The 15,836-nt window shown below is 69.0% G+C and carries 14 protein-coding genes and 2 tRNA genes; 6 read left to right on the top strand and 10 right to left on the bottom strand.

Going from position 1 to position 15,836, the window contains the following annotated elements; all coding sequences use genetic code 11:
- Nucleotides 1–7 precede the first annotated feature (7 nt).
- The 10 genes from NCO8_RS19750 to argS all read right to left on the bottom strand — a co-directional run bounded on the left by NCO8_RS19750 (nt 8) and on the right by argS (nt 12,428).
- Complete coding sequence (locus NCO8_RS19750) at nt 8–673, bottom strand: L-threonylcarbamoyladenylate synthase (protein ID WP_067641548.1); 666 nt, start codon at nt 671–673, stop codon at nt 8–10.
- Between the two features lie 169 nt (nt 674–842).
- The gene (gene prmC, locus NCO8_RS19745; protein WP_067641656.1) at nt 843–1,742 is read right to left on the bottom strand and encodes a peptide chain release factor N(5)-glutamine methyltransferase; all 900 of its coding nucleotides are present in this window, start codon (nt 1,740–1,742) and stop codon (nt 843–845) included.
- Nucleotides 1,743–1,976: 234 nt separating this feature from the next.
- Nucleotides 1,977–3,047 (bottom strand): peptide chain release factor 1, encoded by a 1,071-nt coding sequence (gene prfA / locus NCO8_RS19740; protein ID WP_067490463.1) that lies wholly within the window; start codon nt 3,045–3,047, stop codon nt 1,977–1,979.
- Nucleotides 3,048–3,142: 95 nt separating this feature from the next.
- The gene (gene rpmE / locus NCO8_RS19735) at nt 3,143–3,376 is read right to left on the bottom strand and encodes a 50S ribosomal protein L31 (RefSeq protein ID WP_067490466.1); all 234 of its coding nucleotides are present in this window, start codon (nt 3,374–3,376) and stop codon (nt 3,143–3,145) included.
- Between the two features lie 208 nt (nt 3,377–3,584).
- Nucleotides 3,585–5,678 (bottom strand): transcription termination factor Rho, encoded by a 2,094-nt coding sequence (rho, locus tag NCO8_RS19730; RefSeq protein WP_067641546.1) that lies wholly within the window; start codon nt 5,676–5,678, stop codon nt 3,585–3,587.
- 264 nt (nt 5,679–5,942) lie between these two features.
- Nucleotides 5,943–6,866: a homoserine kinase gene (gene thrB / locus NCO8_RS19725; RefSeq protein WP_067641655.1), complete on the bottom strand. Its 924-nt coding sequence runs from the start codon at nt 6,864–6,866 to the stop codon at nt 5,943–5,945.
- Between the two features lie 25 nt (nt 6,867–6,891).
- A complete protein-coding gene (thrC, locus tag NCO8_RS19720; RefSeq protein ID WP_067641544.1) occupies nt 6,892–7,986 on the bottom strand; it encodes a threonine synthase in 1,095 nt (364 codons plus the stop codon).
- Nucleotides 7,983–9,317, bottom strand: coding sequence for a homoserine dehydrogenase (locus tag NCO8_RS19715; protein ID WP_067641542.1), 1,335 nt, complete (start codon nt 9,315–9,317; stop codon nt 7,983–7,985). Before NCO8_RS19715 ends, thrC begins: the two co-directional genes overlap by 4 nt.
- Nucleotides 9,314–10,735, bottom strand: coding sequence for a diaminopimelate decarboxylase (gene lysA / locus NCO8_RS19710; RefSeq protein ID WP_067641540.1), 1,422 nt, complete (start codon nt 10,733–10,735; stop codon nt 9,314–9,316). Before lysA ends, NCO8_RS19715 begins: the two co-directional genes overlap by 4 nt.
- A 31-nt stretch (nt 10,736–10,766) precedes the next feature.
- Nucleotides 10,767–12,428, bottom strand: coding sequence for an arginine--tRNA ligase (gene argS, locus NCO8_RS19705; protein WP_067641538.1), 1,662 nt, complete (start codon nt 12,426–12,428; stop codon nt 10,767–10,769).
- 89 nt (nt 12,429–12,517) lie between these two features.
- On the opposite strand from argS, the gene NCO8_RS19700 reads away from it, so the two are divergent.
- The 6 genes from NCO8_RS19700 to NCO8_RS19675 all read left to right on the top strand — a co-directional run bounded on the left by NCO8_RS19700 (nt 12,518) and on the right by NCO8_RS19675 (nt 15,789).
- A complete protein-coding gene (locus NCO8_RS19700) occupies nt 12,518–13,396 on the top strand; it encodes a thioredoxin-like domain-containing protein (RefSeq protein ID WP_067490475.1) in 879 nt (292 codons plus the stop codon).
- Nucleotides 13,396–14,082, top strand: coding sequence for a DUF305 domain-containing protein (locus NCO8_RS19695; RefSeq protein WP_067641536.1), 687 nt, complete (start codon nt 13,396–13,398; stop codon nt 14,080–14,082). Before NCO8_RS19700 ends, NCO8_RS19695 begins: the two co-directional genes overlap by 1 nt.
- A gap of 114 nt (nt 14,083–14,196) precedes the next feature.
- Nucleotides 14,197–14,269: transfer RNA gene (locus tag NCO8_RS19690), tRNA-Arg, on the top strand.
- A gap of 122 nt (nt 14,270–14,391) precedes the next feature.
- Complete coding sequence (locus NCO8_RS31435; RefSeq protein ID WP_067641534.1) at nt 14,392–15,072, top strand: Rv0361 family membrane protein; 681 nt, start codon at nt 14,392–14,394, stop codon at nt 15,070–15,072.
- Between the two features lie 65 nt (nt 15,073–15,137).
- A tRNA-Cys gene (locus tag NCO8_RS19680) sits at nt 15,138–15,209 on the top strand.
- Nucleotides 15,210–15,249: 40 nt separating this feature from the next.
- Nucleotides 15,250–15,789: a MarR family winged helix-turn-helix transcriptional regulator gene (locus tag NCO8_RS19675; protein ID WP_067641532.1), complete on the top strand. Its 540-nt coding sequence runs from the start codon at nt 15,250–15,252 to the stop codon at nt 15,787–15,789.
- Nucleotides 15,790–15,836: the final 47 nt, after the last annotated feature.

Below are 15,836 nucleotides of genomic sequence, written 5' to 3'. Positions count from 1 at the left end.
CGGGCGATCACCGGTTGGTGGAGCTGGTCAGGGCCTCGGGCGTCATCCCGAGCACCTCGGCGATATCGGCCACCGGCACCGCACCCTCCCGCAATACGCGCGGCTGATCCGCGGTGAGGTCGACGATCGTGGAGGCGACGGCGTGCTCGGCCGGGCCGCCGTCGAGGTACACGCTCGCCAGCGAACCGAGTTGTTCCCGAGCCTGTTCGACGGTGGTGGCGGGCGGCTGACCCGACACATTGGCACTCGACACCGCGAGCGGGCCGACCGCACGCAGCAGTTCCAGCGCCACCGGGTGCAGCGGCATCCGCAGCATCACCGTGCCGCGCGTGTCACCGAGATCCCAGGCCAGCGAAGGTGCTGCCTGCACAACGAGACTCAGCGCACCGGGCCAGAACGCACGGATCAGGTCACGGGCCTGCGGGCGCACCGAGAACACGAGTCCGTCGATGGTGTGCCACGAGCCGACGAGCACCGGAACCGGCATATCGCGACCACGCCGCTTGGCGGCAAGCAGGTCGGCGACGGCGGACGAATCGAACGCGTCGGCGGCGATGCCGTAGAGGGTGTCGGTGGGCATCACGACGAGGCGACCCGACTTCAGCGCACTGGTGGCCGCGGTGATCCCCGCGTCTCGAGACGCCTCATCGGCACAGTCGTAGACAGTACTCAAAGCTGTCCGCCTCCTCCGCGTACTTTCCCGGTCTTTAGCTGCGGGCAAGAGTGTAGCCCCCGGTGCGAGGGGCCTGACCCGAGGGACTTTTGGGCGCACATCAGGAGGTTAGCCACATGATTGCCCGGTGGAGCGGCGACGGAATCGCCGCGCTCCCGTCTCCGGCGGTTCAGCCGTTCGAGGGCCGGTGGGCAGTGACGAAGCGCGGCTTTTCGGACAGGTCGGTGTGTTCGGCGACGGCGGTGAGGTCGGCGGATGACAGCAGCGCCGCCACTCCCCCGCCGTTGGTGTCGTCGTGTTCGATGGCGGTGGCGCCGCCGGGGCGCAAGAGGCGGGCGATCGTGGGGACCATGCCCCGGATGATGTCGAGACCGTCGGGGCCGCCGAAGAGGGCGCGGTGGGGGTCGTGGTCGGCGACCTCGGGGTCGAGGACCGCGTCCGCGGGGATGTAGGGCGGATTGGCGACGACCAGGTCGGCGCGGGCGGTGAGGTGTTCGACCACGAACGGGTCGGTGACGTCACCGGAGTACAGGGTGATGGGGGTGTCGCCCGCGGCTATGCGCGCGTCGGCGTTGCGGCGGGCCCAGCGCAACGCGTCGGGATCGAGTTCGACCGCGTGCACGTCGGCGTCCGGGCGGGCGTGCGCGATGGCCAGGGCCAGCGCGCCGGAGCCGGTGCACAGATCGACGACGATCGGCGCGTGCGCGAGCAATTGGGTCTCGAGGAAGCCCAGCGCCCAGGCGAGCAGCAACTCGGTTTCCGGGCGCGGCACGAACACGCCGGGTCCGACGGCGAGGTCGACGGCACCGAGCGGCGCGGTTCCGGTCAAGTGCTGCAACGGGATTCGCGCTGCGCGCCGGTCTACCAGCCGTTCGATGCGCGCGGCGGTCTCGACGCCGATCATCGGTATCAGGGCCAGCCGCATGCGATCCACGTGGAGCGCGTGGGCGGCCAGAAGCTCCGCGTCGAACATCGGCGCACCGACTCCGGCCTCGGCCAGGCGGCCGGCGGCAGCAACAATCAAGGGCCGCAAGGGGATTCGCGCAGTCACAATGTCATCCGGCAGCATCACCACGGCCTCCGTCGGTGTGCGGGCTGATCAGCAGCCTCGGCCCGCTGCGAGGCCCCAGCAGACCCAGCGAGGGGGCAGGCCGCAGCGACCCGCGATATCGAGAGCGCCTCAGCTGGCCATGCCACCCCAGACCGCGAGATCGAGGATGCCTCGGCAGCCCTCGAGATACCGGGTGCCACGGCGGACGGCGAAGTCGTCGCCCGGGGAAGTCGGCGCGCTGTGTTCACCGGCTTACTCGGCAGCCATCCGGGCCTCGCGGTCGGCTTTGCCGAGCGCGTCGAGCAGCGCGTCCATGTCACCGTCGAGGACGGCGTCGAGGTTGTGCGCCTTGAACCCGATCCGGTGATCGGCGATCCGGTTCTCGGGGAAGTTGTAGGTGCGGATGCGCTCGGAGCGGTCGACGGTGCGGATCTGGCTGGCACGACCGGCGGCCGCCTCCTGCTCGGCCTGCTCTTCGGCCAGCGCCTGCAACCGGGCGGCGAGGACCTGCATGGCACGGGCCTTGTTCTGCAACTGCGAGCGTTCGTTCTGGCAGGTCACCACGATGCCCGAGGGCAGGTGGGTGATGCGGACGGCGGAATCGGTGGTGTTCACGCCCTGCCCGCCCTTGCCGGAGGAGCGGTACACATCGATGCGCAGGTCGGTCTCGTCGATCTGCACCTGCTCGACCTCGTCGGGCTCCGGGTAGATCAGCACGCCCGCGGCCGAGGTGTGGATGCGGCCCTGCGACTCGGTCACCGGCACGCGCTGCACGCGGTGCACGCCGCCCTCGAACTTGAAGCGCGACCACACACCGTCGCGCGCGGCGTCCTTGCTCTTGATCGACAGCGTCGCGTCCTTGTATCCGCCCAGGTCGGAGTAGGTGACGTCGAGCGTCTCCACCTTCCAGCCGTGCCGTTCGGCGTAGCGGATGTACATGCGCGCCAGGTCGGCGGCGAACAGCGCCGACTCCTCGCCACCCTCGCCGGACTTCACCTCGAGCACCACGTCGTCGCCGTCGTGCGGGTCGCGCGGGGCGAGCAGATCGGCGAGGGCCTGCTCGAGTTCGGCCAGCTGGGCTTCCAGCCCGGGCACCTCGGCGGCGAAGGTGGCGTCGTCGGCGGCCAGCTCACGGGCGGCCTCGAGGTCGTCGCGCACCGCTTCGAGCTTGCGGTAGGTGCTCATCACCGGCGCCAGCTCGGCGAACCGCTTACCCACCCGGCGTGCCGCGCCCGCGTCGTTGTGCAGCGACGGATCGGCCAGCTGCGTCTCCAGGCCCTGGTACTCGGCCAGAATGTCGTCGATGGCGGACGGTTGCGTCACGGGAGGATTCCTTCGGTGTGCGGGGCGACGGCTCGGGTAGAGAAACCACCGACGCCCGGCCTGCGAAGTGCAGAACCGGGCGTCGGGGGAGGCAACTAGCTTTCGGCGTCGGCCTTCTTGCCTGCGCGCTTGCCGTAGCGAGCCTCGAAGCGAGCCACGCGGCCGCCGGTGTCGAGGATCTTCTGCTTGCCCGTGTAGAACGGGTGGCACTGCGAGCAGACCTCGACCGTGATCTGGCCGGACTCCTTGGTGGAGCGAGTCTGGAAGGTGTTGCCGCAACCACACACGACGGTGGTGTCGACATACGTGGGGTGGATTCCTGCCTTCATGGGCGTCCTCTCGATAATGGTCGCCGGGTCGTAGCCCCATGGAGTGGAGTACGTGAACCGGAACCGACTAGGCGGGATGTCTGCGAACTCGCAGACACACAGCGGTCCAGTATGCCAGACCCGGCCGCACTACCGATAACACCCCCTACCCCCCGGATGTTCCCGGCAAACCGAAAGGGCCCCGCCGAAGCGGAGCCCTTTCGTTCCGTCACTCGTCGAGTGCGCCCGGTGCGGTCTTGGAGACCGACATCAGGAACTCGAGGTTGTTCTTCGACTTCTTCAACCGGTCGATGAGCAGGTCGATCGCCTGATGCGAATCCAGGCCCGAGAGCACCCGGCGCAGCTTGTGCAGCACCGCGGCCTCGTCCGGGGACATCAGCAGTTCGTCCTTGCGGGTACTCGACAGGTTCACGTCGACCGCCGGGAACACGCGGCGCTCGGCGATCTTGCGGTCGAGCTTGAGCTCGGCGTTACCCGTGCCCTTGAACTCCTCGAAGATCACCGTGTCGCCGGTGGAACCGGTCTCGACCAGCGCCGTGGCGATGATCGTGAGCGAGCCACCGTTCTCGATGTTGCGCGCCGCGCCGAGGAACCGCTTGGGCGGGTACAGCGCGGTCGAGTCGACACCACCGGAGAGGATGCGGCCCGATGCGGGCGAGGAGTTGTTGTACGCGCGGCCCAATCGGGTGATCGAGTCGAGCAGCACCACAACGTCTTTGCCCATCTCCACCAGTCGCTTGGCCCGCTCGATGGCGAGCTCGGCGACGGAGGTGTGGTCGGCCGGCGGCCGGTCGAAGGTGGAGGCGATGACCTCACCCTTCACCGAACGCTGCATGTCGGTGACCTCTTCGGGACGCTCGTCGACCAGCACGACCATGAGGTAGCACTCGGGGTTGTTGGTCGCGATCGCGTTGGCGATGTCCTGCACCACGGTCGTCTTACCGGCCTTGGGCGGGGAGACGATCAGCGCGCGCTGGCCCTTGCCGATCGGCATGATCAGGTCGATCACGCGGGTGCTCAGCTTGTTGGGCGTGGTCTCGAGGCGCAGTCGCTGGTTCGGGTACAGCGGGGTGAGCTTCTGGAAGTCGGGACGACGCTTGGCCGCCTCAACCTCGCCACCGTTGACGGTGTCCAGGCGCACCAGCGGGTCGAACTTCTGGCGCTGGTTGCTCTGCTCGCCGTCGCGCGGCGCACGGACCGCACCGGTGATGGCGTCACCGCGGCGCAGACCGTTCTTGCGGACCAGGTTCATCGACACGTACACGTCGTTGGGTCCGGCCAGGTAGCCGGAGGTCCGCACGAAGGCGTAGTTGTCGAGCACGTCGAGGATGCCCGCGACGGGCTGCAGGACGTCGTCCTCGCGGATCTCGAAGTCGCGGGCCTCGCCGCCACCGGAACCCGTGCCACCGTCGCGGTCACGCCCACGACGACGCTCACGGAAGCGACGGCCCCGGCGACCGCGGCCGCCTTCCTCGTCGTCGCCACCACGATCACGGTCGTCGCGCGGGCCACGATTGCCGCCCGCGTTGCCGTTCTGGTTCTGGTTGCGCTCGCCGCGCTCGTTCTGGTTGCGGTCGTTCTGATTACGCTCGCCACCGGCATTGCGCTCGCCACCGGAATTGCGGTCGTTGCGCTCGCGACGACGCTCGCCCTGCTCGCCACCCTCGGCCTGCTTGGGCTCCTCGGTGCGAGTCTCGGTGCGATTCTCGGCGGGGGCGTTCTCGCCGCCACCGGAACGAGCCTGGTCACGACCGCGACGCTGCCTGCCACGGCCACGCTGACCGCTCTCGCGACCGGACTCCTCGCCCGCCTCGGCGGGGGCTTCGGTCTTGGCCTCGACCGGCTTGGTCGCGGCGGTCTCGGTCTCGGCCTGCTTGGTCTCGGCGGCCTTGGTCTCGACCGGCTTCACCTCGGCCGTCTTCGCCTCTGCCGTCTTGGATTCGGCGGCGGGCTTCTCGGCCTTGGCCGGGCGCTCCCGCTTGGCGGGGGCCTCGGCGGCGGCAGGCGCGTCGGCCGTCACGGCGGCGGCTTCGGCAGGCTTGGCACCCTTGGCAGGCGCTCCGGCCTGGTTTTCTTTGATTGCGGCGATGAGATCGCCCTTGCGCATACCGGAGGTGCCTCGGATACCGAGTTCCCCAGCGAGCGCACGCAACTGCGGCAACAGCATTCCAGTCAGCCCCGATCGTGCGACGTCGGTGTGTTCGCTCATTTTCGAAATCTGTCCGGATTCACTTTCGCGGCCGCCCGAATTCGTCGGGTCGGTATCCACCCCGGGTGTCGCGAGCAGGTCCGTTTCTGTCACGGAAATCCTTTCCTTCCCTCGAATGCCGTGTGCTGAGTCGAGGGTTCGTTCCGCAGACCCGGCAACATATGCCGAGCTCGGATTATGCGTCCCACAGGACGCGTGTGCCGTACTACCCGCCCCGCCGGACCGGAGGCTTCGCCACCAGAAGAAAGTGGTAAGGGGAGCGATTGCCCTGATGAAGCACCGGCGTCTGATGCGCACGATGTACGGACCACCCCAGAATAGCCGCCTACCACGAACAACGGCAAGGCAGGCACGCCGTCAGTCGATCGACACCCCGTCGGCGATACCGGGCTCGACCACGCGCAAACCGTCTTTCTCAGCCAGTTCGCGCAGGTCAGCGGGGAATTCCGTGGTCGCAAGCGCGAGGATGGTCGGGCCCGCACCCGAGACCGTCGCGGCGATTCCGGCGTCACGCAGCCGCTCGATCCAGGCGGTGGTGAGCGGTAGCGCGGGGGCACGCTGGGTCTGGTGCAACCGGTCGGCGGTGGCGGGCATCAGCAGGTCGGGACGCTCGGTCAGCGCGACGACGGCCAAAGCCGCCCGGCTCACGTTGAACGCCGCGTCGCCGTGGGGCACCTGCTCGGGCAGCAGCCCGCGCGTATGCGCCGTGGACGAACGCTCCTGCGGAATCAGCACCACCGGACGCAGCGCCCGCGCGGGATCCAGGCGCACAGCCCGGTAGGCGCGGGCCTCGGCGTCGGTCTCGGTCCACGAGACGACGACACCGCCGAGCACGCTGGCGGCGGCGTTGTCGGGATGGCCCTCGAACTCCGAGGCCAGCTGTACCAGCCGGTCACCGTCGAGGCGAAGCGCCGGATCGAACTTCGCGGCGAGTCCGGCACCGGCGGCCAGGCCACCGACCACGGCCGACGCGCTGGAACCGAGTCCGCGTGAATGCGGAATCACGTTGCGGCACACGACATCGAGGCCGTCGGCCCAGACGCCGAGCGATTCGAGGCCGCGCTCGATGGCGCGGACGACCAGATGGGTCGGCCCCCACGGCACGTCGTCGGCGCCCTCACCCTCCACCCGGATCGCGAGACCGGATTCGGTGGTACGCACGACGATTTCGTCGAAGATGCCCAATGCCATTCCGAGACAATCGAATCCGGGTCCGAGATTGGCGGTGGAGGCCGGAACGCGCACGGTCGCTTCGAGACCGGCGGGCAGGGTCGCTGTCATCAGCGTCGGCTCACGTGCGGTCAACTCAGGCCAGCTCGAGTTCGCGGGCGATGGCGACCGGATCCACCGCGATCGGCTTGACCTCGGGCATTCCGGCCAGCGCGTTGTCGGGGTCCTTGAGGCCGTTGCCGGTGACGGTGCACACGACGGTCAGGCCCGAATCCAGCCAGCCCTCCTTGCGCGCGGCAAGCAGACCGGCCACGCTCGCGGCCGACGCGGGCTCGACGAACACGCCCTCGGTCGCGGCGACGAGACGGTAGGCGGCGAGGATCTCCTCGTCGGTGGCGGCGCGGAAGGCACCACCGGACTGCTCCTTGGCCTCCATCGCACCGTTCCACGAGGCGGGTGCGCCGATGCGGATCGCGGTGGCGACGGTCTCGGGGTCCTTCACCGGAGCACCGTTGACCAGCGGCGCGGCACCGGCGGCCTGCACACCGAGCATGCGCGGCAGCACCGAGGTGATGCCGTCGGCGTGGTATTCGCGGTATCCGCGCCAGTAGGCGGTGATGTTGCCCGCGTTGCCGACGGGCAGCACGTGCACATCGGGCGCCTTGCCGAGCACATCGCAGATTTCGAAGGAGGCGGTCTTCTGCCCCTCGATGCGGGCGGGGTTCACCGAGTTCACCAGTCCGACCTGCGGAAATTCGGCGGTCACCTTGCGGGCCAGCTCGAGGCAGTCGTCGAAGTTGCCCTCGACCTGGATGATCTTGGCGCCGAGCATCACGGCCTGGGCCAGCTTGCCCATCGCGATCTTGCCCTGCGGGATCAGCACGGCGCATTCCATGCCGGCGCGGGTGGCGTAGGCGGCGGCCGAGGCCGAAGTGTTGCCGGTCGACGCGCACAGCACGGCCTTCTGACCGCGGTACTTGGCGTCGGTCATGGCCATGGTCATGCCGCGGTCCTTGAACGAACCGGTCGGGTTGGCGCCCTCGACCTTCAGGTACACCTCGCACCCGGTGAGTTCGGACAGGTGCGTGGCGGGGACCAGCGGAGTACCGCCCTCGAACAGGGTCACCGGCTCCCAATCGGCCGCACCGGCGAGGCGGTCGCGGTACGCCGCGATCAGGCCGGGCCAGCGCGAGTGCACACCGGCCTGGGGCGCGATGCCAGTGGAGTTCATGATTCTTCGGTGCCTTCCAGTCTGAGAACGCTGGTCACAGCGGTGACGGAATCCATTTCCGCCAGTACCGCGACAGTATCGGCCAGCGACGACTCCACCGCATGGTGGGTGACGACCACGAGCCGGGCGCCGTCGCCGTGACCCTGCTGACGCACGGTGGAGATGCTCACCCCGTGCTGGGCAAAAGTGTCGGCGACCGCGGCGAGCACGCCGGGACGGTCCTCCACCTGCAGGTTCACGTGGTAGCGGGTGGGGGTGTCACCGATCGGCGCGATCGGCAGCTCAGCATAAACCGATTCGCCGGGTGCGCGACCACCGTAGAACTTGTTGCGGGCCGCCATCACCAGGTCGCCCAGCACCGCCGAGGCGGTCGGCGCGCCGCCCGCGCCCTGCCCGTAGAACATCAGGCGACCGGCGTTGTCGGCCTCCACGACCACGGCGTTGAACGCGCCGTTGACCGAGGCGAGGGGGTGCTTGCGCGGGATGAGCGCCGGGTACACGCGCACGGAGACGCGGTCCTTGCCGCCTTCGGCCGCGCTCGGCTCGCCGGGGACGCGCTCGCAGATGGCGAGCAGCTTCACCGTGCAGCCGACGGCCGAGGCGGTCTCGAGGTCTTCGGCGGTGATCTTGGAGATGCCCTCGCGGTACACATCGGCGGCGGTGACGCGGGTGTGGAACGCCAGCGAGGCCAGGATCGCGGCCTTGGCGGCGGCGTCGTAGCCCTCCACGTCGGCGGTGGGGTCGGCCTCGGCGTAACCCAGGTCGGTGGCCTCGGCGAGCACGTCGTCGTAGGCGGCGCCGGTCTCGTCCATCGCGGAGAGGATGAAGTTGGTCGTGCCGTTCACGATGCCGACGACCTTGTTCACCCGGTCACCCGAGAGCGACTGGATCAGCGGACGCACCACCGGGATCGCGCCGGCGACCGCGGCCTCGAAGTACAGGTCGGCGCGGCTGCTCTCGGCGGCGGCGGCCAGTTCGCCGGTGTAGTCGGCCAGCAGCGCCTTGTTGGCGGTGACCACGGACTTGCCGGCGGCGAGGGCGTCGCCGATGAGCTTGCGGGCCGGGTCGATACCGCCCATGACCTCGACCACCAGGTCCACATCGTCGCGGGCCAGCAGCGCCTCGGCGTCGGTGGTGAGCAGCTCGGCGGGCAGCCCGCGGTCCTTGGACAGGTCGCGCACGGCGACACCGCGCAGCACCAGCGGCGCGCCGACGCGCGAGCGCAGGTCGTCGGCGTGATCGCGCAGTACGCGCACCACCTCGGTGCCGACGGTGCCCATGCCGAGCACGGCTACGCCGAGCGGGCGCCCCGCGTCGTTGGTGCCGTTCATCCTTCTACCTCCAGGCTGAGCAGGTCCGCCACCGTTTCCCGGCGCAGAATCAGTCGCGACTCCCCGTCGCGCACCGCGACCACGGCGGGCCGGGTGAGCAGGTTGTAGCGACTCGACATCGAATAGCAGTACGCCCCCGTCGCCGCGACCGCGACCAGGTCGCCCGGTCCGGCGTCGGCGGGCATCCACGTGTCGCGGATGACGATATCGCCGCTCTCGCAATGCTTTCCGACCACGCGCGCGACCACGGCGTGCGCGTCGGAGCTCCGCGAGACCAGACGGCAATCGTAATCGGCCTGGTAGAGCGCGGGGCGGATATTGTCGCTCATCCCGCCGTCGACGCTCACGTACCGGCGCCGCGCGCCACCGTCGAGCTCGACGTCCTTGATGGTGCCGACCTCGTAGAGGGTGACGGTGCCCGGTCCGGCGATGGCGCGGCCGGGCTCGACCGCGATGATCGGCTCGGGCAGCCCGGCGCGGGTGGCCTCGGCGGCGACCAGGTCGCGCAGCTTGGCGGCGAACTCGTCGAGCTCGGGCGGGTTGTCGCTGGGCAGGTAGGCGATGCCGAGGCCGCCGCCCAGGTCGAGGGTGGAGATCTGGGCGGTGCGTTCCACACCGAACTTGTCGATCGCCTCGCGCAGCAGTCCGAGCATGCGGCGGGCGGCGATCTCGAAGCCGTCGAGCTCGAAGATCTGCGAGCCGATGTGGCTGTGCAGGCCGACCAGGCGCAGGTTGTCGGCCTCGAAGACGCGCGCCAGGGCTTCCATCGCGTCGCCACCGGCGATCGAGAAACCGAACTTCTGGTCCTCGTGGGCGGTGGAGATGTACTCGTGGGTATGCGCTTCGACGCCGACGGTCACGCGGACCAGCACGTCCTGCACCACGCCCGCCGCACCGGCGACGGCTTCCAGGCGTTCGATCTCGTAGAGCGAGTCCACGACCACGTGGCCGACGCCCGCCGCGACGGCGGCTTCCAGCTCGGGGACGGACTTGTTGTTGCCGTGCAACGCGATTCGCTCCGCGGGGAAGCCCGCGTTGAGCGCGATGGCCAACTCGCCACCGGAGCACACGTCGAGCGAAAGGCCCTCGTCGCGGATCCAGCGGGCGATCTCGCCGCACAGGAACGCCTTCGACGCGTAGTGCACGCGCGCGGCGGTGCCGAACGCGGCGACCATGTCGCGGCAGCGCGAACGGAAGTCGTCTTCGTCGATCACGAACAGCGGGGTGCCGTACTGCGCGGCCAGCTCGGTGACGGGAATGCCCGCCAACCGGACCACGCCGTCGTCACCGCGCGAGGCATTGCGCGGCCACACGTGCTCGGGCAGGTCGATCATCTCGCGCGGATCGGTCGGCCGCTCGCCGAGCGTCGGGGCGTGCGGGATCTCGGCGTGCCGAGGCCCGGCGGGGTGTGCACTCATCGAGCGTCCTTCCTGAAAAAGTCTGCGGAGCTCACATGCGCTCCGGTGCGCTCACGCCTAGCAGGGCCAGGCCGTTGGCCAGCACCTGACGGGTCGCCTTCACCAGTTCGAGGCGGGCGGCGTTGAGCGGGCTGACGGCGTCGTCGCCCTTGGGCAGCACGCGCATGTCGTCGTCGGACTGGAACGGGTGGTACACCCCGGCCAGTTCTTCGAGGTAGCGGGCGATCCGATGCGGTTCGCGGGTCTCGGCGGCGGTGGCGACCACGCGCGGGAAATCACCGAGGGTACGGATCAGGTCGCCCTCGCGACCGGACGTCATCAGTGCGAAATCCGGTGTCACAGTGGCGAATTCGGGGTACTTGGCGGCATTGCCGATGATGCTGTTGGTGCGCGAGTGCGCGTACTGCACGTAGTACACCGGGTTCTCGCTGCTGGCCTTGGTCCACAGGTCCAGGTCGATGTCGATGCTCGAGTTCACCGAGGACCGCACCAGCGAGTAGCGGGCCGCGTCGACACCGATCTGCTCGACCAGGTCGTTGAGCGTCACCACGGTGCCCGCGCGCTTGCTCATCTTCACGGCCTGACCGTCCTTGACCAGGTTCACCATCTGCCCGATCAGCACCTCGACGGTGTCGGGATCGTCGCCGAAGGCGGCCGCGGCGGCCTTCAACCGGCCGATGTAGCCGTGGTGGTCGGCGCCGAGCATGTAGATGGCCAGGTCGAAGCCGCGCGAGCGCTTGTTCTGGAAGTAGGCGATGTCGCCGGCGATGTAGGCGGCGGTGCCGTCGCTCTTGAGGACCACCCGGTCCTTGTCGTCACCGAACTCGGTGGAGGCGATCCACCACGCGCCGTCCTTCTCGTACAGGTTGCCCGAGTTCTTGAGCTGCTCGACCGCACGCTCGACGGCGCCCGAGGCGAACAGTTCGCTCTCGTTGAAGTACACGTCGAAGTCGGTGCCGAAATCGTGCAGGTCCTGCTTGATCTGGGCGAACATCTGCTGCACGCCCTCGCGCCGGAACAGCTCGTGCCGCTGGTCGGCGGGCAGGGTGAGCGCATCGGGATGCGCGGCGACGATGCTCGCGGCGATCTCCTGGATGTACTCGCCCGCGTAGCCGTCCTCGGGGGTCGGCTCGCCGAGCGCGGCGGCGACCAGCGACTTCGCGAACCGGTCGATCTGGGCGCCGTTGTCGTTGAAGTAGTACTCGCGCGTCACGTCGGCGCCCTCGGCGGCCAGGATGCGGCCGAGCGCGTCACCGACCGCGGCCCAGCGGGTGCCACCGAGGTGGACGGGACCGGTCGGGTTGGCGGAGACGAATTCGAGGTTGATCTTGGTGCCGGTCAGCGCCGAGCCGGTGCCGTACTTGTCGGCCGCGGTCAGGATCTGGGTGACGATCGCGCCCTGCGCCGACGCGGCCAGGCGGATGTTCAGGAAGCCGGGGCCCGCCACTTCGGCGACCTCGACACCTTCGGTGGCCGACAACGCCTCGGCCAGCCAGCCGGCCAGCTCACGGGGATTCGTTCCCACCCGCTTGGCCACCTGCATCGCCACATTCGTGGCATAGTCGCCGTGTTCGGGGTTGCGCGGACGCTCCACTGTGACCTGCTCGGGCAGGACCGACGAGTCCAGTCCACGTTCGACAAGCACCTTCGCCGCGGTGGTGCGAAGGAGATCTGCAAGGTCAGCTGGAGTCACGAGTCTCTATCCTATTGGCTGGGCGCCTCGCAACCACGACCGCCCGCCACGAACGCACCGATCCATACGTCGAAAGAGCTAACCGAGCGATGCCGAGCAGGACAAGCGCAACATCAGCCAAGGCCGTCCGGGCCGCGGGGAAGTCGTCTCCGTCCCGCAAGCCGGGCAAGGGCAAACTCCCGCACAAGAAGCGTGAAGTGCCCTGGGGCCTGCTCGGCGGCGGCGTGGTCATCGTCGCGCTGATCGGCCTGCTGGCCTACAGCATCGTGCCCAAGTACATGGACCAGGCCGCGATCCGCGAAGCGCAGACCGACCTGTCCGAGTGGGCGCCCAGCGAGCAGAACCAGGACCCGGCGGCCAAGATCGAGGGCGTGGTGAAGCAGGAGTATCCGGCGGCACTGCACGTCACCGAGACACAGCGCGTCGCCTACGACAAGTCGCCCGCCTACGGTGGCCCGCACGATGTGGCCTGGGCCAACTGCACCGGCACGGTGTACGCCAAGCCGATCCGCATGGAGAACGCGGTGCACTCGCTCGAGCACGGTGCGGTGTGGATCACCTACAACCCCGACAAGGTCGACGCGGCCGGGGTGGAGAAGCTGTCGAACTTCGTCAAGGACCGGCCGTACACGATGATGTCGCCGTACCCGGCCCTCGACACCCCCATCGCGCTGCAGTCGTGGGGCCACCAGCTGAAGCTGGACTCGGCCGAGGACGCGCGCATCAAGCAGTTCATCTCCGCGCTGCGCACCAACCCGTACGCGCACCCCGAGGTCGGCGCCAGCTGCTCGAACCCGATCTTCGACGCCAACAACCCGCCGCCGTTCGACTCCTCGCCCTACGGCCCCGACGCCATCCCGATGGACGGCACCGGCGCCAACCAGGACGCGAGCGAACTCGGCGGACTCGGTTCGGGTGTCCCCGGTCTGCCGGGCATCCCGATGCCGGGCGCCCCGGCCGGTCAGTGATGAGTGAGACCACCGACGAACCCACCGGCAGGCGTCCTGCCGGTGCGGTGCTCGTACTCGGCGCGATCGGCCTGCTCCTGCTCGGTGCCGTAGCGGGTGTGCTGCTGCGGATGCCGCTGGAGAAGGCCGAGTCGGCCGCACCCGGGCCGGTCGACATCGGTTTCAACCAGGACATGTCGGTGCACCACGCCCAAGCCGTCGACATGGCCGGCATCGCGCTGATCGGTTCCACCGACAACGATGTGCGCCGCCTGGCCTACGACATCATGACCACCCAGTCGAACCAGATCGGCCGCATGCAGGGCTGGTTGCAGCTGTGGGACGCACCGAGCCAGAGCGTCGAGGGTTTCATGGGCTGGATGAGCGACACCGGCGGACACGGTCACGGCGCGAGTCCGACGACCGAACACCACGGCCCGGTGTCCGCGATGCCCGGCATGGCGAGCCAGGAGGAGATGACGGCCCTGCGCCAGGCCACCGGCCCGGCCCTGGACACGATGTTCCTGCAACTGATGCTGCGCCACCACCAGGGCGGCGTCCCCATGCTCGACTACGCCGCCGAACAGGCCTCGACCACCGCGGTCCGCTCCCTCGCGGCCACCATGTCGAAAACCCAATCCGGCGAATCGACCCTGATGACCACCATGCTCACCACCCGAGGCGCCACCCCCCTCCCCCTCGGCTGACCCCGGTGCCGGACCGGGATCAACCCCCCGGTCCGGCACCGTTTTTGGCGCACCGCACCCGATGCGATACGCTGTCGCTGCCCGATCGCCCCACCGGCGACCGGCATCTATCCCGCCCTCGTAGCTCAGGGGATAGAGCGTCTGCCTCCGGAGCAGAAGGCCGCAGGTTCGAATCCTGCCGAGGGCACATCGCGTTCAAGGCCCCGTCCGTTCGGTCGGGGCCTTGTTCGTTCGTCGCAGTTGTTCATCTGGTTGTACGCACGGTTCCACAGGTTTCGGGGCCTGTCCCCGGTGACAGCAGGAGCGGGCATGACTGATCCATCAGACGGGTTCGGACAACAGCCCCAGCCGGGGCAACCTCAGCAGGGGCAACCGCAGGCTGGGCAGCCGCAGGGCGGGCAACCGCAACCCGGGCAGCCGCAGGCGGGGCAGCCGCAGGGCGGGCATCCGCAAGCCGGGCAGCCGCAGGCGGGGTATCCGGGGGCGGGTGGTCCGCCGCCCGGCGGGTTCGGGGCGCAGGCGGGGCCGCCGCCGAAGAAGAAGCGGACGGGGCTGTTCATCGGGTTGGGGGTGCTGGCGCTGGTTGTGCTGGGGCTTCTTGCGGCGGGGGTGGTGCTCACCGTGCAGGGGCGCACGCCGCTGGCCTCGGACGACAAGAAGATCGAGGTGGCGATTCGCGACTTCTACGACACCCTGGACTCCGACGGGTTCATCGCGGCGTCCGAACTCGCGTGCGCGGCCGACCGCGCCGAGATCGAGAACCTCACCCCGGAGCAGCGCAGACAGTTCGACACCGCGACGGTGTCGGTGCGCATCGATGACGTGCGCGACATCGTCATCACCGGCGACGACGCGGAAGCCACCGTTGTCGGTCAGCTGACCCTCTCGGTCGAAGGCGAGGAGCCCGACACCGAGGACAGCACCGAGGAACACCTCACCAAAGAAGACGGCACCTGGAAGATCTGCTCGGCCCCGGCCAACAAGCACTGACATTGCGATCACCGTGATCGCAACCCTGGGCACACCCGCCGCGCACCGGCATCATCATTGGCGAGGCGGGCGTGGCTGAGAGGTTTAGGCGACGGTCTGCAAAGCCGTTCACGTGGGTTCGATTCCCGCCGCTCGCTCTATGCGGAACGCGGCCCGGTTCGTGACATGATCGAAAACATGTCACGAACCGGACCGCTACCCCGAGACCCGATCGCCGAGGCACACCGGCAATGGATCGAGCACGGCTGGGGATCGGTCGCCGACGGCATGGCCCTCGTCACCTCCCTGGTCCGGGCCCAGCAGATCGTGATGGCCCGCGTCGACGAGGCCCTCAAACCCTCGGGACTCACCTTCTCCCGCTACGAACTGCTGCAACTGCTCAGTTTCAGCCGCACGGGCGCACTGCCGATGGCCAAAGCCAGCGCGCGCCTGCAGGTGCACCCCACCAGCGTCACCAATACGGTCGATCGGCTGGAAGCGGCCGGACTTGTCGAGCGCGTGCCGCATCCGAGCGACCGCCGCGCCACCCTCATCGAAATCACCGCTGCCGGAAGGAAATCCGTCGCCGAGGCGACCGAGGCGTTGAACGCGCAAGTGTTCGCCGAGCCGGGCCTGGCTCCGGGCGAGAGCAAACAACTGCTCGAGCTGCTCGCCCGGTTCCGCCATGCCGCCGGGGATTTCGACGACACGGCAAACCTCGCATTCCACGCGACCTGAGGGACAGAGCCGCGAATCGCGGGCCGACTCGCTTGGCAGGTAGCGCG

It is taken from the genome of Nocardia coubleae NBRC 108252 (assembly GCF_001612805.1).
Classification (GTDB): domain Bacteria; phylum Actinomycetota; class Actinomycetes; order Mycobacteriales; family Mycobacteriaceae; genus Nocardia; species Nocardia coubleae.
The sequence above is the reverse complement of the archived record's forward strand: the minus strand, read 5'-3'. Positions and strand labels throughout refer to the sequence as shown.

Coding starts and splice junctions, on each gene's coding strand:
- thrB (WP_067641655.1), bottom strand. CDS start 6,866: ATGACAGCGACCCTGCCCGCCGGTCTCGAAGCGACCGTGCGCGTTCCG.
- NCO8_RS19715 (WP_067641542.1), bottom strand. CDS start 9,317: ATGAACGGCACCAACGACGCGGGGCGCCCGCTCGGCGTAGCCGTGCTC.
- NCO8_RS31435 (WP_067641534.1), top strand. CDS start 14,392: ATGACTGATCCATCAGACGGGTTCGGACAACAGCCCCAGCCGGGGCAA.
- NCO8_RS19700 (WP_067490475.1), top strand. CDS start 12,518: ATGCCGAGCAGGACAAGCGCAACATCAGCCAAGGCCGTCCGGGCCGCG.
- NCO8_RS19695 (WP_067641536.1), top strand. CDS start 13,396: ATGAGTGAGACCACCGACGAACCCACCGGCAGGCGTCCTGCCGGTGCG.
- lysA (WP_067641540.1), bottom strand. CDS start 10,735: ATGAGTGCACACCCCGCCGGGCCTCGGCACGCCGAGATCCCGCACGCC.
- prmC (WP_067641656.1), bottom strand. CDS start 1,742: ATGCTGCCGGATGACATTGTGACTGCGCGAATCCCCTTGCGGCCCTTG.
- NCO8_RS19675 (WP_067641532.1), top strand. CDS start 15,250: ATGTCACGAACCGGACCGCTACCCCGAGACCCGATCGCCGAGGCACAC.
- thrC (WP_067641544.1), bottom strand. CDS start 7,986: ATGAACTCCACTGGCATCGCGCCCCAGGCCGGTGTGCACTCGCGCTGG.
- rpmE (WP_067490466.1), bottom strand. CDS start 3,376: ATGAAGGCAGGAATCCACCCCACGTATGTCGACACCACCGTCGTGTGT.